Origin of the sequence: Agrococcus sp. KRD186 (genome assembly GCF_017168255.1) — a bacterium.
In the GTDB taxonomy this organism is placed as follows: Bacteria; Actinomycetota; Actinomycetes; order Actinomycetales; family Microbacteriaceae; genus Agrococcus.
Map to the genome: position 1 here is coordinate 1,710,558 of NZ_JABFAP010000001.1, position 21,977 is coordinate 1,732,534.

At 71.8% G+C, this 21,977-nt stretch carries 23 protein-coding genes and 1 riboswitch; of the genes, 17 read left to right on the forward strand and 6 right to left on the reverse strand.

The features are described 5' to 3' along the window. Positions 1–54 precede the first annotated feature (54 nt). Positions 55–1,167 carry a sugar phosphate nucleotidyltransferase gene (locus J1M46_RS08205; RefSeq protein ID WP_206447366.1) on the reverse strand — a complete coding sequence of 371 codons (1,113 nt, stop codon included), beginning with the start codon at positions 1,165–1,167 and terminating at the stop codon, positions 55–57. Between the two features lie 105 nt (positions 1,168–1,272). Between J1M46_RS08205 and J1M46_RS08210 the strand changes: the two genes are divergently transcribed. The 5 genes from J1M46_RS08210 (at position 1,273) to J1M46_RS08230 (ending at position 6,028) form a co-directional block, all read left to right on the forward strand. Continuing rightward, on the forward strand, positions 1,273–2,424 hold the full coding sequence (locus J1M46_RS08210; protein WP_206447367.1) for a glycosyltransferase: 1,152 nt from the start codon (positions 1,273–1,275) through the stop codon (positions 2,422–2,424). 81 nt (positions 2,425–2,505) lie between these two features. After that, positions 2,506–2,940 carry a succinate dehydrogenase, cytochrome b556 subunit gene (gene sdhC, locus J1M46_RS08215; RefSeq protein ID WP_206447368.1) on the forward strand — a complete coding sequence of 145 codons (435 nt, stop codon included), beginning with the start codon at positions 2,506–2,508 and terminating at the stop codon, positions 2,938–2,940. Beyond that, the gene (locus J1M46_RS08220; protein WP_206447369.1) at positions 2,940–3,398 is read left to right on the forward strand and encodes a succinate dehydrogenase hydrophobic membrane anchor subunit; all 459 of its coding nucleotides are present in this window, start codon (positions 2,940–2,942) and stop codon (positions 3,396–3,398) included. The genes sdhC and J1M46_RS08220 overlap by 1 nt, the downstream gene beginning before the upstream one ends. A 24-nt stretch (positions 3,399–3,422) precedes the next feature. Beyond that, positions 3,423–5,210 (forward strand): succinate dehydrogenase flavoprotein subunit, encoded by a 1,788-nt coding sequence (sdhA, locus tag J1M46_RS08225; protein WP_206447370.1) that lies wholly within the window; start codon positions 3,423–3,425, stop codon positions 5,208–5,210. After that, complete coding sequence (locus tag J1M46_RS08230) at positions 5,210–6,028, forward strand: succinate dehydrogenase iron-sulfur subunit (RefSeq protein WP_206447371.1); 819 nt, start codon at positions 5,210–5,212, stop codon at positions 6,026–6,028. The genes sdhA and J1M46_RS08230 overlap by 1 nt, the downstream gene beginning before the upstream one ends. 66 nt (positions 6,029–6,094) lie before the next feature. Here J1M46_RS08230 and J1M46_RS08235 read toward each other — a convergent pair whose 3' ends face one another. Continuing rightward, on the reverse strand, positions 6,095–6,502 hold the full coding sequence (locus tag J1M46_RS08235) for a hypothetical protein (RefSeq protein ID WP_206447372.1): 408 nt from the start codon (positions 6,500–6,502) through the stop codon (positions 6,095–6,097). Further along, the gene (locus J1M46_RS08240) at positions 6,489–6,683 is read right to left on the reverse strand and encodes a helix-turn-helix transcriptional regulator (protein ID WP_206447373.1); all 195 of its coding nucleotides are present in this window, start codon (positions 6,681–6,683) and stop codon (positions 6,489–6,491) included. The genes J1M46_RS08235 and J1M46_RS08240 overlap by 14 nt, the downstream gene beginning before the upstream one ends. Before the next feature lie 98 nt (positions 6,684–6,781). Between J1M46_RS08240 and J1M46_RS08245 the strand changes: the two genes are divergently transcribed. The 3 genes from J1M46_RS08245 (at position 6,782) to J1M46_RS08255 (ending at position 10,827) form a co-directional block, all read left to right on the forward strand. Next, positions 6,782–7,264 (forward strand): hypothetical protein, encoded by a 483-nt coding sequence (locus tag J1M46_RS08245; RefSeq protein ID WP_206447374.1) that lies wholly within the window; start codon positions 6,782–6,784, stop codon positions 7,262–7,264. A gap of 69 nt (positions 7,265–7,333) precedes the next feature. Further along, on the forward strand, positions 7,334–9,211 hold the full coding sequence (locus tag J1M46_RS08250) for a dynamin family protein (RefSeq protein ID WP_206447375.1): 1,878 nt from the start codon (positions 7,334–7,336) through the stop codon (positions 9,209–9,211). Next, positions 9,208–10,827 carry a GTPase family protein gene (locus J1M46_RS08255; RefSeq protein ID WP_206447376.1) on the forward strand — a complete coding sequence of 540 codons (1,620 nt, stop codon included), beginning with the start codon at positions 9,208–9,210 and terminating at the stop codon, positions 10,825–10,827. Before J1M46_RS08250 ends, J1M46_RS08255 begins: the two co-directional genes overlap by 4 nt. A gap of 47 nt (positions 10,828–10,874) precedes the next feature. Here the strand turns inward: J1M46_RS08255 and ptsP are convergent, their stop codons facing one another. Further along, positions 10,875–12,521 carry a phosphoenolpyruvate--protein phosphotransferase gene (gene ptsP / locus J1M46_RS08260; protein ID WP_206447377.1) on the reverse strand — a complete coding sequence of 549 codons (1,647 nt, stop codon included), beginning with the start codon at positions 12,519–12,521 and terminating at the stop codon, positions 10,875–10,877. Positions 12,522–12,576: 55 nt separating this feature from the next. On the opposite strand from ptsP, the gene J1M46_RS08265 reads away from it, so the two are divergent. The 4 genes from J1M46_RS08265 to J1M46_RS08280 all read left to right on the forward strand — a co-directional run bounded on the left by J1M46_RS08265 (position 12,577) and on the right by J1M46_RS08280 (position 16,047). Further along, positions 12,577–13,542, forward strand: coding sequence for a YihY/virulence factor BrkB family protein (locus J1M46_RS08265; protein ID WP_206447378.1), 966 nt, complete (start codon positions 12,577–12,579; stop codon positions 13,540–13,542). A 93-nt stretch (positions 13,543–13,635) separates the two neighbouring features. Continuing rightward, complete coding sequence (locus J1M46_RS08270) at positions 13,636–14,463, forward strand: exodeoxyribonuclease III (RefSeq protein ID WP_206447379.1); 828 nt, start codon at positions 13,636–13,638, stop codon at positions 14,461–14,463. A 7-nt stretch (positions 14,464–14,470) separates the two neighbouring features. Then, a complete protein-coding gene (trpS, locus tag J1M46_RS08275) occupies positions 14,471–15,466 on the forward strand; it encodes a tryptophan--tRNA ligase (protein WP_206447380.1) in 996 nt (331 codons plus the stop codon). Next, on the forward strand, positions 15,463–16,047 hold the full coding sequence (locus J1M46_RS08280) for a GNAT family N-acetyltransferase (protein ID WP_206447381.1): 585 nt from the start codon (positions 15,463–15,465) through the stop codon (positions 16,045–16,047). The genes trpS and J1M46_RS08280 overlap by 4 nt, the downstream gene beginning before the upstream one ends. A gap of 5 nt (positions 16,048–16,052) precedes the next feature. On the opposite strand, the gene J1M46_RS08285 is transcribed toward J1M46_RS08280, so the two are convergent. Continuing rightward, positions 16,053–16,400 (reverse strand): type II toxin-antitoxin system PemK/MazF family toxin, encoded by a 348-nt coding sequence (locus J1M46_RS08285; RefSeq protein ID WP_206447382.1) that lies wholly within the window; start codon positions 16,398–16,400, stop codon positions 16,053–16,055. Beyond that, positions 16,387–16,617, reverse strand: coding sequence for a ribbon-helix-helix domain-containing protein (locus J1M46_RS08290; protein ID WP_206447383.1), 231 nt, complete (start codon positions 16,615–16,617; stop codon positions 16,387–16,389). Before J1M46_RS08290 ends, J1M46_RS08285 begins: the two co-directional genes overlap by 14 nt. A 104-nt stretch (positions 16,618–16,721) precedes the next feature. Beyond that, positions 16,722–16,863: riboswitch (FMN riboswitch) on the forward strand. 49 nt (positions 16,864–16,912) lie between these two features. Between J1M46_RS08290 and ribD the strand changes: the two genes are divergently transcribed. The 5 genes from ribD (at position 16,913) to J1M46_RS08315 (ending at position 21,930) form a co-directional block, all read left to right on the forward strand. Beyond that, a complete protein-coding gene (gene ribD, locus J1M46_RS08295; RefSeq protein ID WP_206447384.1) occupies positions 16,913–17,929 on the forward strand; it encodes a bifunctional diaminohydroxyphosphoribosylaminopyrimidine deaminase/5-amino-6-(5-phosphoribosylamino)uracil reductase RibD in 1,017 nt (338 codons plus the stop codon). Continuing rightward, on the forward strand, positions 17,929–18,543 hold the full coding sequence (locus J1M46_RS08300) for a riboflavin synthase (RefSeq protein WP_206447385.1): 615 nt from the start codon (positions 17,929–17,931) through the stop codon (positions 18,541–18,543). The genes ribD and J1M46_RS08300 overlap by 1 nt, the downstream gene beginning before the upstream one ends. Further along, positions 18,540–19,808, forward strand: a complete 1,269-nt coding sequence (gene ribB, locus J1M46_RS08305; RefSeq protein ID WP_206447386.1) for a 3,4-dihydroxy-2-butanone-4-phosphate synthase — start codon at positions 18,540–18,542, stop codon at positions 19,806–19,808. The genes J1M46_RS08300 and ribB overlap by 4 nt, the downstream gene beginning before the upstream one ends. Positions 19,809–19,811: 3 nt before the next feature. Further along, positions 19,812–20,312 carry a 6,7-dimethyl-8-ribityllumazine synthase gene (gene ribH / locus J1M46_RS08310; protein ID WP_206447387.1) on the forward strand — a complete coding sequence of 167 codons (501 nt, stop codon included), beginning with the start codon at positions 19,812–19,814 and terminating at the stop codon, positions 20,310–20,312. 256 nt (positions 20,313–20,568) lie between these two features. Beyond that, a complete protein-coding gene (locus J1M46_RS08315) occupies positions 20,569–21,930 on the forward strand; it encodes an MFS transporter (RefSeq protein ID WP_206447388.1) in 1,362 nt (453 codons plus the stop codon). Positions 21,931–21,977: the final 47 nt, after the last annotated feature.

The following is a 21,977-nucleotide window of genomic DNA, read 5'->3' on the forward strand; positions in this document are numbered from 1 at the left end:
AACCGGCGGCGCGTACGCCGTCGGCGCACGCGCCGCGGCGGAGGGCTGCACTCGTCAGAGCGCGTCGGTGTTGCCCGAGCGCCGCACCGCGTCGACGACCTGCTTCACGCGCTGCGCGTTGTCGGTCGTGGTGACCAGCAGCGCATCCGGGGTGTCGACGACCACCACGTCGTGGATGCCCACCACGGAGACGATGCGCTTCGACTGCGAGACCACGATGCCGCTCGCCGAGTCGGCGAGCACCGTCCCCTCGGTGCCGAGGATCGCGAGCCGCCCGCGCCGGCCGTTGTTGTGCAGCTTCGCGACGGCCGAGAAGTCGCCGACGTCGTCCCAGTCGAAGTCGCCTGGCACGACCACCATGCGGCCGCGGGCGGCCGCGGGCTCCGCCACCGAGTAGTCGATGGCGATCTTCTGCAGCTGCGGCCAGATGCGGTCGACGGCGGGGCCGCGCCTGGCCGGCTCGTCCCAGGCCTCGGCCAGCTCCTCGATCTGCGCGGCGAGCTCCGGCTCCTCCGAGGCGAGCTCCGCGAGCAGCACGTCGGCACGGGCGATGAACATGCCGGCGTTCCAGAGGTAGTCGCCCTCGTCGAGGTACCGCTGGGCGACCTGGGCGGACGGCTTCTCGACGAACTCCCGCACGATCGCCGCGCGCGGTGCGTCCGCGACGCCGACGCTGTCGCCGGCGCGGATGTAGCCGAAGCCGATGGCCGGCTCGGTCGGCGTGATGCCGATCGTGGCGATGTAGCCCGCGCGCGCGGCTGCGACGGCCTCGGCCGTCACCCGGCGGAACGCGCGCTCGTCGTCGATCACGTGGTCGGCGGCGAACGAGCCGACGATCACGTCGGGCTCGCGCCGGCGCAGGATCGCCGCCGCGAGCGCCACCGCCACGGTCGAGTCGCGCGGATCGGCCTCGAGCACGATGTTCGCGTCCTCGAGCTCGGGGATCTGCGCCTCGACGGCTGCCCGGTGCGCGCGCCCGGTGACCACCATCGTGCGGCCGGGGCCCGACAGCGGGCTCAACCGGTCGTAGGTCGCGCGCAGCAGCGTCTTGCCGCTGCCGGTGAGGTCGTGGAGGAACTTGGGCGCGTCCGCGCGCGAGAGCGGCCAGAGGCGCGAACCGGTGCCGCCCGCAGGGATGATGCTGTAGAAGTCGTCGAGAGTCGCCACGGTGCGAGCCTAGCCAGCCGCACCCAGCCGATCCCCACCGCTCGTTCACCGGCCGTTCACCGGCCGCTCCCGGCTGCGTCCACGCGGGCGTCCTACCGTGGAGCCGTGAGCATCGAGCGAGTCGCGATCGTGACCGAGAGCTTCCTGCCGACCGTCAACGGCGTGACCACCTCCGTCTGCCGGGTGCTCGACCACCTGGTCGACACCGGCCGCGAGGCCGTCGTCATCACGCCCCGCTGCGGCGCACCGGTGCACTACCGCGGCGTGCCCGTGCACGAGGTGCCCTCCTTCGCCTATCGGCGCTTCCCCGTCGGCCTGCCCAGCCCGCAGGTGGCAGCCCTGCTCGCGCGCTTCCAGCCCGACATCCTGCATGCGGCGAGCCCGTTCATGCTCGGCGGTCAGGCGATCGCCGAGGCGGCGCGCATCGGGCTGCCGAGCGTGGCGATCTACCAGACCGATGTCGCCGGCTTCGCGCGTCGCAACCGGCTCGGCGCCGGCTCCGCCTTCGCCTGGCAGATCATCCGGCTCATCCACAACAGCGCCGACCGCACGCTCGCCCCCTCGAGCGCCGCGATCGACGACCTTGCGGCCGCGGGCGTCAAGCGCGTGCACCGGTGGACCCGCGGCGTCGACCTCGACGGCTTCCACCCCGACAACCGCCAGGGCCCGGCTGCCGCGAACCTGCGCAGACGCATCGCGCCCGGAGGTGAGACGGTGGTCGGCTACGTCGGCCGCGTGGCCCCCGAGAAGGGGCTCGACCGGCTGCGCGCGCTCGCGGGCATGCCCGGCATCCGGCTCGCGATCGTCGGCGACGGCCCCGGCATGACCGAGACCCGCAGGCAGCTCGCCGACCTCAAGCCCGTCTTCCTCGGCCAGCTCGGCGGCTCCTCGCTGCGCGCCGCCTACGCCGCGATGGACGTCTTCGTGCACACCGGCGCCGAGGAGACCTTCGGCCAGACGTTGCAGGAGGCGGCGGCCAGCGGCCTGCCCGTCGTGGCCCCGCGTGCCGGCGGCCCGATCGACCTGGTGGACCACGGGACGACCGGGTTCCTCTTCACGACCGACGACGCATCCGACCTTCGTCACGCGGTCGAGCGGCTCGTCGTCGACCCCGGCATGCGGGCGCGGATGGGCGAGGCCGGCCGCCGTCGCGTGCTCGGCCGGTCGTGGGGAGCGGTGGTCGACGAGCTGATCGGCCATTACGAGGGCGCAGCCCGTCGCGCACTGCGCGGCGTGGACGACCTCGTCGACGCGTAAGCGGCGGACCGTCCCTGGCGGTGTTCGCCAGAGGCATAGGATGGAAGAACCTTGCCCGGTCGAACAACGGAGGGAACGCGCGTGTCTGAGACATCGAGCAGCCTCACCCTCCCCGACCCCAGTCCTCGGAAGACCACGTTCAGCGGCACGCTGTATCGCGGCAACGAGGGCATGTGGTCGTGGGTGCTCCACCGCATCACCGGTGTGGCGATCTACTTCTTCCTGCTTGTGCACGTGCTCGACACCGCGCTCATCCGCGTGAGTCCAGAGGCGTACAACGCAGTGATGGCGACGTACAAGAACCCGATCATGGGGCTCGGCGAGGTCGTGCTGGTCGGCGCGGTCGTGCTGCACGCCATGAACGGCCTGCGCATCATCCTGGTCGACGCGTGGCCGTGGGCGACGAAGCACCAGCGCCTGCTGTTCTGGATCGTGATGGGACTGGTCGCCGTGCTGATGCTGTACTTCACGCCGACGCACCTGATCAACGTGTTCTCGCCCGAAGGAGGCGCGTGATGACCGCCACGATCGAGAATCCGAACTACGCCTACCCGGCCCGCTCGGCCGGGCGTCGCGGCCCGAACCTCGAGAAGGCCGGCTGGATCTTCATGCGCGCCTCCGGCGTCGTGCTGATCGTGCTGATCTTCGGCCACCTGGCGTTCAACCTGCTCTGGACCCCCGGCGGCATCCGCGCGGTCGACTTCGGCTTCGTGGGCGGCAAGCTCGCGCAGCCGTTCTGGCAGTGGTGGGACGTGCTGATGCTGTGGCTGGCGATCCTGCACGGCTCGAACGGCATGCGCACGATCGTCAACGACTACGTGCACAAGCCGATGATCCGCACCGTCGCCCTGTGGGCGATCGGCATCGCAGCCGCGGTGCTGATCATCCTCGGCACCCTCATCACGTTCACGTTCAACCCGTGCCCCGAGGGCGCGGACCTCTCGCTGCTGCCTTCGTTCTGCGCAGAGCTCTAAGCACGATTCGGAGATCCCCAGTACATGGCTGATCAGAGTTCCGTCACCGACGGCATCCACTACCACCAGCACGACGTCGTCATCGTGGGTGCCGGCGGCGCCGGCATGCGCGCCGCGATCGAGTCGGCCCCGAAGGCCTCGACCGCGGTCATCACGAAGCTCTACCCGACGCGCTCCCACACGGGTGCGGCGCAGGGCGGCATGGCCGCAGCGCTCGCCAACGTGGAGGAGGACAGCAACGAGTGGCACACCTACGACACCGTCAAGGGCGGCGACTACCTCACCGATCAGGACTCCGCTGAGATCCTGACGCGCGAGGCGATCGACGCGGTCTACGATCTCGAGAACATGGGCCTGCCGTTCAACCGCACGCCCGAGGGCAAGATCGATCAGCGCCGCTTCGGCGGGCACACGCGCGACCACGGCAAGGCGCCGGTGCGCCGCGCCTGCTACGCGGCCGACCGCACCGGCCACATGATCCTGCAGACGCTGTACCAGAACTGCGTCAAGCACGGCGTGCAGTTCTTCAACGAGTTCTACGTGCTCGATCTCGTGATGGCGGAGATCGACGGCGTCAAGCGCGTCTCCGGCGTCGTCGCCTACGAGCTCGCGACCGGCGAGATCCACGTCTTCCAGGGCAAGTCGGTCATCTTCGCGACCGGCGGCTTCGGCAAGATCTACAAGACCACCTCGAACGCCCACACGCTCACGGGCGACGGCGTCGGCATCGTCTGGCGCAAGGGCCTGCCGCTCGAGGACATGGAGTTCTACCAGTTCCACCCGACGGGCCTGGCCGGCCTCGGCATCCTCCTCACCGAGGGCGCTCGCGGCGAGGGCGCGATCCTGCGCAACGCCTCGGGCGAGCGCTTCATGGAGCGCTACGCCCCGACCATCAAGGACCTCGCGCCGCGCGACATCGTCGCCCGCTCGATGGTGCAGGAGGTGCTCGACGGCCGCGGCGCCGGCCCGCACAAGGACTACGTCTACCTCGACTGCACCCACCTGGGCGCCGAGGTGCTCGAGACGAAGCTGCCCGACATCACCGAGTTCGCCCGCACCTACCTGGGCGTCGACCCGGTGACCGAGCGCGTGCCGGTCTACCCGACCGCGCACTACGCGATGGGCGGCATCCCGACGAACAACGACGCCGAGGTGCTGGCCGACAACGAGACCGTGGTCCCGGGCCTGTACGCCGCCGGCGAGTGCGCGTGCGTCTCCGTGCACGGCGCCAACCGCCTGGGCACGAACTCGCTGCTCGACATCAACGTGTTCGGCAAGCGCGCCGGGAACAACGCCGTCGCGTACGCGCAGACGGCCGACTTCGTCGACCTGCCCGCGGACGCCGCCGACGGCGTCGTGAAGCTGCTCGCGCAGCTGCGCGAGGGCACCGGCACCGAGAACGTCGCCGAGATCCGCAAGGCGCTGCAGGAGACGATGGACCGCAACGCCCAGGTGTTCCGCACCGACGAGACGCTGCAGACGGCCCTCGCCGACATCGCGGTGCTCCGGACGCGCTACCCGAACGTGCGCATCCACGACCGCGGCCGTCGTTTCAACACCGATCTGCTCGAGGCGGTCGAGCTGGGCTTCCTGCTCGACCTGGCCGAGATCGTCGTCGTCTCGGCGATCAATCGCAAGGAGTCGCGCGGCGCCCACATGCGCGACGACTACCCGACGCGCGATGACGAGAACTACATGCAGCACACCATGGCCTACCGCACGGCGGGCGACATCGGTCTGCCGCAGGAGATCCGGCTGGACTGGAAGCCCGTGCGCTTCACGCACTACGAGCCGCAGGAGAGGAAGTACTGATGGCTGCGACGCAGATCACCGACAACGACACCACCCCCGAGCCGGTGGACTCGGCCGCCGAGGCCGCTGACCGCCAGGTGCAGGCAGCAGACGCGATCGAGGAACCCCAGAGCTTCCCCGTCACCGTCATCGTGCGCCGCTACGACCCCGAGATCGACGACGAGCCGCGCTGGGTCGACTACGACGTGCAGATGTTCGCCACCGAGCGCATCCTCGACGCCCTGCACCGCATCAAGTGGGAGCAGGACCCCTCGCTCGCCTTCCGCCGCTCGTGCGCCCACGGCGTGTGCGGCTCGGACGCCATGCGCATCAACGGCAAGAACCGGCTCGCCTGCAAGGCGCTGGTGAAGGACTTCGACACCTCGAAGCCCATCTACGTCGAGGCGATCAAGGGTCTGCCGCTCGAGAAGGACCTGATCGTCGACATGGAGCCGTTCTTCGACTCCTTCCGCGAGATCCAGCCGTTCCTGCAGGCCACCGGCAAGCCCGAGAAGGAGCGCCACCAGACGATCGCGCAGCGCGAGCGCTTCGACGACACCACCAAGTGCATCCTGTGCGCCGCGTGCACCACCTCGTGCCCGGTGTTCTGGACCGACGGCCAGTACTTCGGCCCCGCCGCGATCGTGAACGCGCACCGCTTCATCTTCGACTCGCGCGACGAGGCGAGCCAGGTGCGCCTCGACATCCTCAACGACAGGGAGGGCGTGTGGCGCTGCCGCACGACCTTCAACTGCACGGATGCGTGCCCGCGCGGCATCCAGGTCACCAAGGCCATCGCAGAGGTCAAGCAGGCCATGATGACGGGCGTCAAGCTCTGAGCTGACCTGCATCGACGGAGGCCGGACCCTGCGGGGATCCGGCCTTCGTCGTCTGCGCCGGCGACGCTACGAGCGACGCACGGCGACGACGTTCGCCACTGCCCACGCGATGGTGAGCAGGATGATCTGCGCCCACGCCACCCAGAACATGGGCCCCGAGGGTGTCAGCAGCATGGCCGCGATGAAGACGCCGATCGCGATCACCATCGCGCACACGCCCAGGATGGCGAAGGCCTGCGCGCCGATCGCCCGGTCGCGCTCGTCGACGTACTCGATCGCATTCAGGCGGTGGATGTCGCTCGCGCGACCGGATCGCGCGTAGATCGCGCTCGCCGCGATGACCACGGCGGCGGCGAGGAAGATGATCGCGACGCCCCACTGCGCGAGCACCGCGAACAGCACGGCGGCCGCGAGCGCCACCGCGGTCAGCACGGCATTCCACCAGGACATCCCCAGTCGCTTATGCGTCGACATCGAACAGCTCCTCCACGGTGGTCTCGAAGTGCCGGGCCAGGTGCACGGCGAGGGTGAGCGAGGGGTCGTAGCGGCCGGTCTCGATCGCGTTGATGGTCTGGCGCGAGACGCCCATGGCGGTCGCGAGCGCCTGCTGCGACAGCGACTGCTGGAGCCTGAGCTCTCGGACGCGACTCTCCATATGGAAAGCGTACTTGACACATCCGTCGATGACAAGCACACTTGTCATGTCAAGCCGACTTGTCACCTGGCGAGTCCCGCCGATCGGAGGAACCACCCGTGCTCGAAGCCCTTTCCGACTTCACCGCAGGCCTGCCCGGCTGGGCCCAGTGGCTCGGGATCATGCTCATCAGCGCGATCCCCTTCGTCGAGAGCTACTTCGGCTCGGTCATCGGCATCCTGGTCGGCCTCCACCCCGTCGTCGCGATCGTCGCCGCCATCGCCGGCAACGCGATCTCGATGCTCGGGTTCGTGCTCGCCGCGGACGCGACCCGCAGGAAGGTGCTGGATCGTCGCGAGACGCCCGAGGAGGCCTCACCGCGGCGGCAGCGGCTCAAGCGCATGTTCGACCGCTTCGGCGTCCCGGGCGTGAGCCTACTGGGCCAGACGCTGCTGCCGAGCCAGATCACCTCGGGCGCGATGGTCTCCTTCGGCGCCTCGCGCAACGCCGTCATCCTGTGGCAGTGCATCTCGATCGTCGTCTGGGGCGTGGCCTTCGGCCTGCTGGCGCTCGGCGGTGTCGAGCTGCTCGCGCTCCGATAGTCGGCGGCGGGCCACCTGGGTCGGCGGCGCGGACGCGGCGCCGGGTGCGATGTGGGGCAGACTGGCCGCGTGAACGACACGACGATCGCCGCACTCGACCGGCTCGGCGCCCTGCGCAGCGAGCTCGACGGCGTGGCGCTGCCGCTGTCGGTCGCCGGCGCCGATGCCGCGCGGGATGCGCGCAGGTCGGCGGTGCGGCAGATCGACGACTACATCCAGCCGCGACTGAGCAACCTCGAGGCACCGCTGCTGGCGGTCGTCGGCGGCTCCACCGGTGCGGGCAAGTCGACGCTCGTGAACGCGCTCGTGGGCATCCCCGTCACCCGCACGGGGGTCATCCGCCCGACGACCCGGCAGCCGATCCTGCTGCACTCCCCTGCCGACGCCGCCTGGTTCGCCTCCACGCGCATCCTGCCCGGCCTCGCCCGCGTCACCGGCACGGTGCGCGAGGCGCCCTCGAACGAGGCGGGCGAGGAGCCCGATGCCGCGCAGATCGGCTCGGTGGTGCTGGTCGCCGACGAGCGGGTGCCGCGGGACCTGGCGATCCTCGACGCGCCCGATGTCGACTCGATCGCCGACGAGAATCGCGAGCTCGCCGCCCAGCTGCTCGCCGCGGCCGACCTGTGGCTGTTCGCCACCACCGCCAACCGCTACGCCGACGCCGTGCCGTGGAAGCTGCTCGACGACGCCGCCGCGCGCGACATCACCGTCGGCGTCGTGCTGAACCGGGTGCCGCCAGGGGCCGAGGCCGAGGTCGAGGCCGACCTGCGCCAGATGCTGGGGCTGCGCGGGCTCGGCACTGCGCCGGTGTTCGTCGTCGCCGAGTCGGCCCTGGACGACCGCGGCATGCTGCCCGAGCAGGCGGTGGCCGGCATCCGCGGCTGGCTCACCGCGATCGCCGGCGACCGCGCCGAGCGCGCTCGCATCGCCGGGCGCACGCTCGCCGGCACGGTCGAGCGGCTCGGGGTCACCGCGCGCGCCGTCGCCGAGGCGAGGGACGAGCAGATCGTGGTCGCGAAGGACCTGCGCGAGACCATCGCCACCGTCCACCACGATGCCGCGGAGCGCGTCGGCGACGCGACTCGCGACGGGGTGCTGCTGCGCGGCGAGGTGCTCGCGCGCTGGCAGGACTTCGTCGGCACCTCCGACGTCTTCCGCACGCTCGAGTCCTGGTTCTCCCGCACCCGCGACACGGTCACCGCCTGGTTCCAGGGCCGGCCGGCGCCCGCGATCGAGGTGGAGCACGAGATCGAGTCGGGGCTGCACGCCGTCATGGTCGACGAGGCGGGCCGCGCGGCGTCCGAGGCGTGGACGCGCGTGCGGCAGAGCGCCGTCGGCAGGCAGCTCACGAGCGGCGCCGACCTCGCGCATCCCTCGCCCGAGCTGGCCGAGCGGGCGTCGCGGCTCGTGCGCGACTGGCAGCAGGCGCTCATCGAGCTGATCACCGAGCAGGCCGCCGGCAAGCGCACCAAGGCCCGCGTGATGTCGCTGGGGCTCAACGTCATCACGGTCGCGCTCATGGTGGTCGTGTTCGCCTCCACCGGCGGGCTCACCGGCGGCGAGCTCGCGATCGCCGGCGGCTCGGCGGTCGTCGGGCAGAAGCTGCTCGAGACGATCTTCGGCGAGGATGCGGTGCGTCGCCTGGCCGCGCAGGCGCGCCAGGACCTCGAGGCACGCGTGCACGTGCTGATGGATGGCGAGGCCGCCCGCTGGGATGCGCTGCTCGCCCCGGTGGAGGAGGGCGCCGACGGCGACGCGCTGCGCGATGCCGCCACCTGGCTGCAGACCGCGATGGCCGCCGTCGGCGCGCCGGCTGAGCAGCACTCGCGCTCGTTGCTGCCGAGCGACCTGGTCGAGGCGGAGGCGCTCGACGACGAGGCCGAGTCGCCGATCGAGGGCGAGGCGACCCAGATCCGCGAGCTCGGCCCGGGCGAGGCGGACCGATGAGCGAGACGAGCATCGACCAGCTGCTCGGGGCGCTCTCCGAGGCGGCGGAGCTGGGCGCCGGTCGCGTGCCCACCGACGAGCTCGAGCAGGCGCGGCGCGTCGCCGAGCGCGCGGGCGAGCGACGCGCGCTCTCGAGCGAGCACACGGTGGTGGGATTCTTCGGCGCCACCGGCTCCGGCAAGTCCTCGCTGATGAACGCGCTGGCGGGCGAGCCGATCGCGCGCACGCACGTGCGGCGGCCGACCACCTCGGTGCCGCTCGCGGCCGTGTGGAACGCGCGTGGCGCATCCGCCCTGCTCGACTGGCTGCAGGTCAGCGAGCGGCGTGTGATGGAGCAGCCGTTCGTCGCCGGTCAGGACCTCTCGCTCATCCTGCTCGACCTGCCAGACTTCGACTCCGTCGCGCTCGAGCACCGGGCGATCGCCGAGCGACTCGCCGGCCAGGTCGACGTGCTCGTCTGGGTGGTCGACCCGCAGAAGTATGCCGACGCCGTCATCCACCGCGACTTCATCGCGCCGCTGGCCACGCACGCATCCGTCACCGCCGCCGTGCTCAACCAGGTCGACCGCCTGCCGGCCGGCGAGGTCGGGCAGGTCGTCGACTCGCTGCGCGGGCTGCTGCGGCGCGACGGGCTCGAGCGGGCGCAGGTGCTGCCGGTGTCGGCGACCGAGGGCACCGGCATCGACGCGCTGCGCGCACTGATCGCGCGCTTCGCCGCGGAGCGCAAGGCGGCGTCGCAGCGGCTCGCGGCAGACGTGCAGTCCATCGCCCGGCGTCTTGAGGCAGCAGGCGTGCCGGGGAAGCTGCGCGGCGCCGATGTGCAGGAGCTCGAGCGCGGCCTCTCGCGCGCGGCGAACGTCGACGCTGTCGCGCGGGCGGTGGCGGGCTCGTACCGCAAGCGCGCCGGGCAGGTCACCGGATGGCCGGTGACCGCCTGGCTGCTGCGGCTGGCCCCCGACCCGCTGCGGCGACTGCACCTGGCGTTCGGCCGCGAGCGCGGGCGCGACGCCGAGGTGCACCGGACCGGCATGCCGCCGATGAACGCCGCGCAGCGCGCCCAGGCGGGGCTCGCGGTGCGCGCCTACGCCGATTCGGCGGCGGCGGGGCTCGGCGCCGGCTGGGCCGCCGCGATCCACGAGCATGCGGCGGATGCGCTCGAGTCGCTGCCGTCGGAGCTCGACCGGGCGGTCGCCCGCACGGATCTCGGCGCGCGCGCCTCCTGGTGGTGGCCGCTGCTGGCGGCGATCCAGTGGCTCGCCCTGATCACGGCGGTCATCGGCGGCGTCTGGCTGCTGCTGCCCATCCTGCTGCCGCTGTGGGGCATGGTGGCGCCGGTGATCCCGCAGGCCGAGGGGACCGAGACCTGGCTCGACGGCTGGCCGATCCCGTTCGTCGGGCTGCTCGGCGGCGTGCTGGTGGGCATCGTGCTGGGCCTGATCGGGGCGGCCGTCGGCGGTGCCGTCGGAGCCGCGCGCCGTTCGCGAGCGCGGCGGCGGCTGCGCAAGCAGGTCGGCGCCGTGGCGCGCGAGAGCGTCGTGCTGCCGATCGAGGGCGAGCGCGAGCGGGCGCGCGAGTTCGCGGTCGCGCTCGCGCGGGCCGCGGGGCGGAAGCGATAGCGGCTCCGGCCTCGTGACGCGTCGCGCTCCGCGCAGCGCTCCTCGACCTACGCGGCGGCGGCCTGCCGCGCGCCGGCCGCCGAGGTCGCGGCGAGCGCCCGTGCCGCCCGCGCCTTCGCCTCCTCGAGCGTGACCGTCAGCAGCTCCGCGCGCACGTCGGCGATCGCGGATGCGCTCATCGACAGCGAGGTCACGCCCAGCCCCACCAGCACGACCGCCAGCGCGGGGTCGGCGGCGGCCTCGCCGCACACGCCCACCTGCTTGCCCGCCGCGCTGCCCGCATCCCCCAGCAGCTTCACCAGCCGCAGCACCGCCGGGTGCCACGGATCCTGCATGGCGGAGACGCTGCCGAGCTGCCGGTCGGCGGCCATCGTGTACTGGGTCAGGTCGTTCGTGCCGATGGAGACGAAGTCGGCCACCTCGAGCACCTGGTCGGCGAGCACCGCGATCGACGGCACCTCGGCCATCGCGCCCACCCGCTCGAGCCCGAGCTCCTTGCCGAGCGAGACGAAGTACTCGGCCTCCTCGCGATCGGCGATCATCGGCGCCATCACGTGCAGCTCGGCCTCGGTCGCCGCCTGTGCGTTGGCGAGCGCCGTCAGCTGGTCGCGCAGGATCTGCTCGCTCGCCCGCAGCGCGCGGATGCCGCGCAGGCCGAGCGCCGGGTTCTCCTCGTGCGCGTCGTTCAGGAACGACAGCGGCTTGTCGGCGCCCGCGTCGAGCACGCGCACGACCACCTTCTTGCCGGGGAAGGCCTGCAGCACATCGGTGTAGGCCCTGGTCTGCTCCTCGACCGTCGGCGCGGAGGTGGCGCCCAGGAAGAGGAACTCGGTGCGGAACAGCCCGACGCCCTCGGCGCCCAGCTCGACCGCGCCCGGCGCATCCTTCGCCGAGCCGACGTTCGCCAGCAGCGGCACCTTCGTGCCGTCGGCCAGCGCCCCGTCGGTGATCGGCGCGGTGGCGGCGGCCAGCCGGCTCTCCCGCTCAGCGCGGGCGGCGGTGACGGATGCGTCGTCAGGGTCGAGCACGACGGTGCCGGCCCGCGCGTCCACGATCGCGAGCTGCCCGTCGGCCATCGCGTCGAGCGCACCGACCACGCCCACGACCGCCGGCAGCGACTTGGAGCGGGCGAGGATCGCGGTGTGCGAGGTGGGCCCGCCGTCCTGCGTGACGAGCGCGAGCGTCTTCTCCAGGTCGAGCGTGGCCGTGTCGGCCGGAGCGAGATCGCGTGCGACCAGGATGAAGGGCTCGTCCGAGGCGGGCACCCCGGGCGCGGGCACCCCGCGCAGCCGGGCCACGACTCGCTGGGCGACGTCGTCGAGGTCGGTGGCGCGCTCTGCCATGTAGCCGCCCATCTCCGTGAGCATCTCGCGGAAGGCCGCGTACGCATCCCAGGTCGCCTTCTCGGCGTTCGCGCCGCCGTCCAGGCGGGCGCGCACGTCGTCGAGGATCGCCGGATCCTGCGCCATCAGTGCCGCCGCCTCCAGCACCTGCCGAGCCTCGCCCCCGGCGGCGGCGGCGCGCGCGTTCAGGTCGGCGGCGACCTCGGTCAGCGCCGTCTGCACGCGCTGGTGCTCGCCGTCGGCGTCGGCCGCCAGCGGCTCGTCGCTGGGCGGCGCCAGCGGCTCCGGCATCTTCAGCACCTTCGCGACTGCGACACCGCGACCGACTCCGACTCCTGAGAGCGCACTCATGCGGCCACACTACGCTGGCCACCCGACCATCGCGAGCGAAGCGAGAGGGGCCGTGATGCAGCAGCTGATCGAGCGGATCATGCGGTCCTGGCCGGTGCGCGCCTGGCAGCGGTACGGCGAGATGCGCGGACCGGTGCTGGCGCAGGGCATGACGCTCCAGGCGTTCCTGTCGCTGTTCGCGGCGCTGTTCGTCGCCTTCGCCATCTTCACGGCGGTGCTGGGCGGCAACGTCGGCCTGCGGCGCGCGGTGATCGATTCGATCAGCTCGTCGATCCCCGGTCTGCTCGGCGAGAACGGCGCGATCACGACCGAGGATCTGCTGAGCCTCAGCATCTCGGGCTGGGCCGGCGCCATCGGTGCCGTGGTGATCCTCTTCACCGCGATCTCGTGGGTCGCCGTGAGCCGCGAGGGGTTCCGCGCCATGTTCGACCTCGGCTCGCCATCGATGAACGTCGTCGTGCTGAAGCTGCGCGACCTCGGCGTTGCCGTCGGCATCGGCCTGCTCGTGGTGGTCTCCGCGGGCCTGCTGGTGGTCACCGAGGGCTTCGCCGAGGCGCTCGGCCTGGGCTGGACCACCCAGGCGCTCGGCGTCGTCAGCCAGCTGCTGCTCGACACCTCGATCGTGCTGCTGCTGTACCGATTCGGCGGCCGGCTGCGGCTGCCGGCGAAGTACATGGTGCCGGCGGCCGCCGCCTGCGCGGTGGCGTTCTTCGGGCTCAAGCTCGTCGCCTCGATGCTCTTCGGGTCGGTCGAGAACAACCCGCTGCTCGCCGGTGTCGCGGCGCCGGTGATCATGCTGATCTGGCTCGGCTTCATCATGCAGATCCTGCTCATCGCGCTGGCGTTCATCGCGGTCACGCCGACCGGGCGCGGCTACACGCGGCTGGTGGAGTCGGGCGGCATCGACGGCCGGCTGACCCCTGAGGAGGCGCAGGGACTGCTCGACCGGCTCGAGGAGGGCAAGGCGCCGCGGCTCGACGCGGTGCGTGCCCACCGGCGGCTCTCCAAGCGCAGCCGCTGACGCGACCGGGCCGGACCGCACGGCGTCACGGAACGCATCCGTCGTCGTCCGCAGGGCGCGAGCGTGTCGGCGGCGGTCGGTAGGCTCGAGGGCATGGTCCGCATCGCCTCCGTCAACGTCAACGGCGTCCGCGCCGCGTTCCGCAAGGGCATGGGCGACTGGCTCGAGGCCGGTGGCTTCGACATCGTCGCGCTGCAGGAGGTGCGGGCGCAGGATGAGGATCTGCTGCCGCTCGTGCCCGGCTGGCACATGCTGCACGATCCCGCCACCGCGAAGGGCCGCGCCGGCGTCGCCGTGCTCTCGCGCGAGCCCTCGATCGCGCACCGCACCGACATCGGCCTGAAGACCTTCGACACCAAGGGCCGCTGGCTCGAGGCCGACTTCCTGATCGGCGAGACGCTGCTCACGGTCGTCTCGGCCTACGTGCACTCCGGCGAGGTCGGCACGCCCAAGCAGGACGCCAAGATGCGCTTCCTCGACTCGATGGCCAAGCGCCTGCCGCAGCTGCGGAAGCACACCGACCACGTCGCGGTGATGGGCGATCTCAATGTCGGCCACACGCCGCTCGACATCAAGAACTGGCGCGGCAACCAGAAGAGCGCCGGCTTCCTGCCCCAGGAGCGCTCCTACTTCGACCGCTTCTTCGGCAGCGGCATGGTCACCGGCGTCGACGGCGTGCGCGGCCGCGGCCACGGATGGGTCGACGTGGGCAGGGCGGCGCACCCCGAGGTCGACGGCCCCTACACCTGGTGGTCGCAGCGCGGCAAGGCGTTCGACACCGACACCGGCTGGCGCATCGACTACCAGATGGCATCGCCCGCGCTCGCGGCCGTCGCGAGCGAGTACCGCGTCGACCGCTACCCCTCATACGACACCCGCTGGTCCGACCACGCCCCCGTCGTCGTCGACTACAACCTCTAGGAGCCTCATGGCACAGCCCCGCCTCTACTCGGGGATGCAGCCCTCCTCGGGCTCGCTCCACCTCGGCAACTACATCGGCGCGCTGCAGCAGTGGCGGCAGATGCAGGAGGGCTACGACGCCTTCTTCTCGATCGTCGACCTGCACGCGATCACCGTGCCGCAGTCGCCTGCGGTGCTGCGCGAGCAGGTGCGCACGCTCGCCGCGCAGTACATCGCCGGCGGCATCGACCCCGACAGCTCCTGCCTCTACGTGCAGTCGCACGTCGCGGCGCACGCGCAGCTGGCCTGGCTGCTGGGCACGATCACCGGCTTCGGCGAGGCCAGCCGGATGACGCAGTTCAAGGACAAGACCGCAAGGGGCGGGCAGGAGGCGGCGTCGGTGGGACTGTTCACCTACCCGATCCTGATGGCGGCCGACATCCTGCTCTACGACGCCGACCTGGTGCCGGTGGGCGACGACCAGAAGCAGCACGTCGAGCTCACCCGCGACCTCGCCGAGCGCTTCAACAAGCGCTTCGGGACGACCTTCACGGTGCCCAAGCCGCAGATCCTCGCCGACGGCGCCCGCATCTACGACCTCCAGAGCCCGGAGTCGAAGATGTCGAAGTCGGCCGACAACGACAAGGGCATCGTCTGGCTGCTCGACGATCCGGCGAAGACGGCGAAGAAGATCCGCTCGGCGGTGACCGACACCGAGGGCTCGATCCGCGCCGACAAGGCCGCCAAGCCCGGCGTGACGAACCTCCTCGACATCCTCAGCGCGATGACCGGCACCCCGGTGGCATCGCTCGAGGCCGAGTTCTCCGGCCAGGGCTACGGCGTGTTCAAGACGGCGGTGGCGGATGCGGTGGTCGCCGAGCTCGCACCGGTGCGGGAGCGCACGCTCGAGCTGCTGGCCGACCCGGCGGAGCTCGACCGACTGCTGGCCGTCAACGCCGACCGCGCCGCCGAGGTGGCCGACGCGACCCTCGGCCGCGCGCTGGAGGCCATGGGGCTGCGATGACCGCACCCGCTGATGCGCGCCTGGCCGGCCCGATGCTGCCGGTGATGGGCGGCAAGATCGTGCTCACCGCGCTGCGCGAGGGCGACATCGACCGCGTGCTCGAGGCCTGCACGACCGAGCAGGCGCGGCGCTGGCTCGAGACCCCCTGGCCGTATGCGCCCGCAGACGCCGAGGGATTCGTGCGCGAGTTCGCGCCGGCCGGCTGGCGCGGCGAGCACGAGGAGCGCGTCTGGGCGATCCGCGAATCGCTGCGCGGCCCGCTCGCCGGCGTCATCGGCCTGCGCACGCTCGAGGGCGAGGTGGGGTTCTGGCTGCACCCGGCAGCGCAGGGCAGGGGCCTGATGGCGGATGCGCTGCGCACCGTGGTCGGGCATGCGGAGGGCTGCCTGACCTGGCCGGAGGTGCACTGGAGCTGCTACGACGGCAACCTCGGCTCGATGCGGGTCGCGAAGGCCGCCGGCTTCACCTACCTCGGTGCCCGCGAGGGCACGCAGCGGGGCGAGCCGCGGCTGCAGCACCGCGCCGTGCGGGTCTCGAGCGGCATGCCGGCGGGTGCGCGCCCCTGGCCGACCCTCGACTGAGCGTTCTAGAGCTGCAGGTGGAGGCGCAGTGCCTCGTCGACCTCTCGCATCAGTGCAACCGGCACATGACCGACCGCGACGCCGATGCGCTCGACCGCGACCGACCGCACCTGCTCGGCTTGCGCCTTGGAATCCTGCCCGAGACCGGTCGGGGCCGCCGGCAGCAGCGCCTGGAACGGGAAGACTCGCGCTGTCGAGCTCGTGATCGGCACAACCGTGACCACACCACGCCCGAGGCGCGCAGCGACCGCGTTCGCACGGTCGTTGCTCACGATCACCGCCGGGCGACGCTTGCTCGCCTCGCTGCCGACCACCGGCTCGAGATCGACGAGCCGGATCTCACCGCGGCGCAACGCCGACCCCGTCGCCGGTGACCGACTCCCAGGCTGCGCGATCGCCGGACTCCTCCCACTGTGCCCAGGCCGCCTCGTAGTCGTCCTCGAGCTCCGGCATGCGAAGCATGCGGACGGCGTGCTGCAGCGCCGCTGAGCGCGACGGCAGGCCAGCGGCGCGCGCAAACTCGTCCAGCGCCTCGACGTCCTCGTCGGGAAGGCTGATGCTGATCTTCATACCGGCATCCTACCGTGGTAGGACTGCCGGTGCGAGAGCGGTGTGCGGCATTGCGCCACGACGGGAATGGGCGGCCGCGCGCGTGAGTTGTAGGGTGGCAGTGCAACGTGCCCGGGGTCAGTGCAAGTCTGAACCGGCGGTGAGAGTCCGCGACCCGAGCGACCTGCGTCCAGACGAGCGGGGCGATCGGCTGAGCTGGTGGAATTCCAGCACCGACGGTGAGAGTCCGGAGGGGAGGCGCACGCAGGGTCGACCGCCGACCCTCCGTTCCCCGTGCTCGTTCGGAGAGGGACGGATGTCGGGAATCACCGCAGCAGAGCGCGACGCGATGGCTCGCGCGCGCGTGCTCGCGCTGCAGGGACCGCGCAGCACCAACCCGCAGGTGGGCGCCGTCATCCTTGCCGCCGACGGCCGCACCCTCGCCGAGGGCTTCCACCGCGGCACCGGCAGCCCGCACGCCGAGGTCGATGCGCTCTCGCAGCTCGCCCCCGACGAGGCCGCCGGCGCGACCGCGATCGTGACCCTCGAGCCCTGCAACCACACCGGCCGCACCGGCCCGTGTGCCATCGCGCTCATCGATGCCGGCATCGCCCGCGTCGTCTACGGCGCCTCCGACCCCGGCGACGAGTCGAGCCACGGCGCCACGCGCCTGCGCGAGGCAGGCGTCGAGATCGATCGGCTCGACGTGCCGGAGGCAGACGCCCTGATCGCCGACTGGCTGTTCGTGCAGCGCACCGGCCGCCCGCGCGTGACGATCAAGTGGGCACAGTCGCTCGACGGTCGCGCCGCAGCCGCCGATGGCACCAGTCGGTGGATCACCGGCCCGGAGGCGCGCGCCCACGTGCATCGCGAGCGCAGCGCGCACGACGCGATCGCCGTCGGCACCGGCACGGTGCTCGCCGACGACCCGAGGCTCACCGCCCGCATCGACGGGGTCGAGCACCCCCCGCAGCCCGTCCCCGTCGTCTTCGGCGAGCGCGCCATCCCCGACGAAGCTGCCGTCCGCAACCACCCGCGCGGCCATCGCACGGCCGGGCACGACCTCGAGCGCGAGCTCGCCGCCCTCGCCGCCTCGGGGCTCCAGTCCCTCTACGTCGAGGGCGGGCCGACGCTCGCGAGCGCCTTCATCCGCGCCGGCCTCGCCGACCGCCTCACCGTCTACATCGCGCCGACCCTCCTCGGGGGACCGCGCACCGCCATCGACGCCATCGGCGTCGGCACCATCGACGAGCAGCGCCGCCTCACGGTGACACGGCTCGAGCAGCTCGGCCGCGACCTCCTGGTCGAGGCCACGACAGAAGGCGAGCACTGATGTTCACCGGCATCATCGAGGAGCTCGGCGAGATCGTCTCGTTCGAGCCCAACGGAGCGGCCTGGCGCCTCACCGTGCGCGGCCCGCTGGCCGTCAGCGACGCATCCCACGGCGACTCGATCGCGGTGAACGGCCTGTGCCTCACCGTCGTCGACCAGACGACGGATGCGTTCACCGCCGACGTCATGCAGGTCTCGGTCGACATGTCCACACTGGGCGACCGCAGCCCCGGCGACCGCGTCAACCTGGAGCGCGCGGCTGCGGTCGGCGACCGCCTCGGCGGCCACATCGTGCAGGGTCACATCGACGGCACCGCCACCGTGCTCGCGATCACCGAGGGCGACGGCCAGCGCACCGTGCGGTGCTCGCTCGACGGCGAGCACGCGCGGCTGGTGACCACCAAGGGCTCGATCGCGATCGACGGCATCTCGCTGACGGTCTCGGGCATCAGCGATGCCGACCAGGCCGAGCAGTGGTTCGAGGTCTCGCTCATCCCCGAGACGCTCGAGACGACCACGCTCGGCTTCCGCGCCGTGGGCGAGCGCGTCAACATCGAGACCGATATCGTCGCTCGGCACGTCGAGCGCATGCTGCAGCTGGAGGGAAAGCGATGAGCATCACCACCATCGACGTCGCGCTGAAGGCGCTCCGCGAGCGCAAGCCCGTCATCGTCGTCGACGACGAGGGTCGCGAGAACGAGGGCGACCTGATCATGTCGGCGCAGCTGGCGACCGCCGAGTGGATCGCCTTCATGGTGCGCCACACCTCCGGCTACCTGTGCGCGCCGCTGACGGCCGAGCGGGCCGACGAGCTGGGGTTGCCGCTGATGGTGCTCGAGAACGAGGACGAGCGGCAGACGGCGTACACGATCACGGTCGACGCCGCCGATCGCTCGTCGACCGGCATCTCGGCGGACGACCGCGCGCACACCCTGCGCGTGCTCGCCGACCCCGACTCCGACGCGTCGAGCCTGCGCCGCCCCGGCCACATCGTGCCGCTGCGCGCCGTCGAGGGCGGCGTGCGCGCGCGCCCCGGCCACACCGAGGCGGCGGTCGAGCTGATGCAGCTTGCCGGCCTCTCCCCGGTCGGCGTGATCGGCGAGCTGGTCGAGGATGCCGGCGAGATGCGCCGGCTGCCCTCGCTGATCGCCTTCGGCGAGGAGCACGACCTGCCGGTGATCACCATCGCCGATCTGATCGGCTACCTCGACGCCGGCGGCATCCCCACGGCCTGCGGCGGCGCGAACGAGGAGTCGGCGCGCGTCTCCTTCGAGGTGGAGACGAACGTGCCGACGCGCTTCGGCACCTTCCGCATCGCCGCCTACCGCGACCGGCAGACGGGCGCCGACCACCTGGCAATCATCTCCGGCGACCAGCTCGGCGACGGCGCGCTCGTGCGCGTGCACTCCGAGTGCCTCACCGGCGAGGCGCTGCACTCGCTCAAGTGCGAGTGCGGGCCGCAGCTCGACGACGCCATGCAGCAGATCCAGCAGAACGGCGGCGGCATGGTCGTCTACCTGCGCGGCCAGGAGGGGCGCGGCATCGGCCTGATCAACAAGCTGCGCGCCTACAAGCTGCAGGAGGAGGGCCTCGACACGCTCGACGCCAACCTGGCGCTCGGCCTGCCCGCCGATGCGCGCGAGTACGGCGCGGCCGCGGCGATCATCCGGCAGCAGGGCGTGGCGTCGGTGCGGCTGCTCTCGAACAACCCGCTCAAGCGAGAGGCGCTCGAGCAGCACGGCGTCGAGGTGCAGGAGCTCGTGCCGCTGCTGGTGGGCGTCGGCGCCCACAACGAGCACTACCTCGAGGCCAAGCGCGACCGCATGGGTCACCGGCTGCCGGAGGTCATCACGCAGAACGACGAGCAGGGAGAGGGCTGAGCCATGGCTGGAGAAGGACGTCCCGACGGCGCCGGGCCCGATGCGACGGGGCTGGATGCGAGCGGGCTGAGGATCGCGATCGTGCACGGCCGCTGGCACGAGCAGATCGCCACCGGACTGCTGGAGGGCTCGCGCCGCGCGCTCGCCGAGATGGGGGCCGAGGTGACCGAGCTGCCGGTGCCGGGCTCGTTCGAGCTGCCGGTCGTGGCGCAGGCGGCGCTCGAGGCCGGCTTCGACGGGGCCGTGGCGCTCGGCGTCATCATCCGCGGCGGCACGCCGCACTTCGAGTACGTCTCCGAGGCCGCGACGATGGGCCTCACCGAGGTGGCCGTGCGCACCGGCAAGCCGGTCGGCTTCGGCGTGCTCACGCTCGACGACGAGCAGCAGGGGATCGACCGCGCCGGCCTCCCCGGCTCCAAGGAGGACAAGGGCCGCGAGGCCGCCGAGGCGGTCGTCGAGGCGGCCCTGGCGCTGCGCTCGCTGCGCGGTGGAGCTATGGGCTGAGGCCCTTTCGGGCCTCAGCCGCGACCCCAGCGCCCGGGCCCGTCTCGGGCCCGGGGCTCCGTTCCGCCGGCGGGCGGATGCGTCGCGACGGGCTGCATTGAGCGCGACCGTCCCGCTCCACAGCCGTTACACTCGAGTGTCGTCCCAGCGGAGCCGAGGGTGTCTCCGACGCGACCGGCCCGCCACGAGCGGACCGCTCCCCCGCGCGCTGCACACCCGCACTCGATCGCGCGCGAACCGCATTCAGGAAGCACGCATGTCCATCTCCGCATCTCAGGCGACCGCGGTGTCGTCGCAGCAGCAGCCGGCAAACTCGCGCGGCCGCGTCCTCTTCGCCAGCCTCATCGGCACCACGATCGAGTTCTACGACTTCTACGTCTACGCGACGGCTGCCGTGCTGGTGTTCCCGCACCTCTTCTTCCCCACCGGCGACGACACCACGGCGCTGCTGGCCTCCTTCGCCGCGTTCGGCGCCGCGATGGTCGCGCGCCCCATCGGCTCGGTCGTCTTCGGCCATCTGGGCGACAAGCACGGGCGCAAGCTCACGCTGGTCGGGGCGCTGCTGACGATGGGGATCGCCACCTTCCTGATCGGCCTGCTGCCCACCTACGGCCAGATCGGCTGGTTCGCCGCCGCGCTGCTGGTGCTCATGCGCCTCGCGCAGGGCTTCGCCCTCGGCGGCGAGTGGTCGGGTGCGGCGCTGGTCGCGACCGAGAACGCCCCTGCCGGCAAGCGCGCCTGGTACGGCACCTTCCCGCAGCTGGGCGCGCCGATCGGCTTCATCATCGCCAACGGGCTCTTCCTCATCATCGCTGCGGCGCTGCCGAGCGACGACCCCTCGATGCCGTCGGATGCGTTCCTCGAGTGGGGCTGGCGCATCCCCTTCCTGTTCTCGGCCGTCATGGTCATCGTCGGCCTGTGGGTGCGGCTGAAGCTGGTCGAGTCGACCTCGTTCGAGAAGGCGAAGACCACCGGCACCATCCAGCGCCTGCCGCTGGCGACCGTGTTCCGCGACCACTGGAGGGAGCTCATCCTGGGCACCTTCTTCATGCTCGCCACCTACGTGCTCTTCTACCTGATGACCGCGTTCTCGCTCACCTACGGCCGCGCGCCGGTGGACGCCGAGGTGCCGGGCCTGGGCTACTCGTACAACACCTTCGTGCTGATGCTCATCGTGGGCGTGGTGTTCTTCGGCATCTTCACGCTCGTCTCCGGCCCGCTCGCCGACCGCTTCGGCCGGCGGAAGCTGCTCATCTGGGTGACGCTCGCGATCATCGCCTTCGGGCTGCTGTGGGTGCCGCTGACCGGCGGTGGCTTCTTCGGCGTCATCATGTGGCTGATCATCGGCATGTCGCTGATGGGCTTCACCTTCGGCCCGATGGGCGCGCTGCTGCCCGAGCTGTTCCCCACCAACGTGCGCTACACCGGCTCGGGCGTGAGCTACAACGTCTCGTCGATCCTCGGCGCAGCGGTCGCCCCGTTCATCGCGGTGGCGCTGTGGACGGCCGGCGGCGGCAGCCCGTTCTGGGTGGGCGTCTACCTGTCCGCGGCGGGCGCGCTGACGCTCGTCGCGCTGCTGCTCTCGAAGGAGACGAAGGACGTCGACATGGAGCGCTGACGCGCGAGAGAGCGGATGCGTTCGGCCGGCCGCCCGGGAGGGTGGCC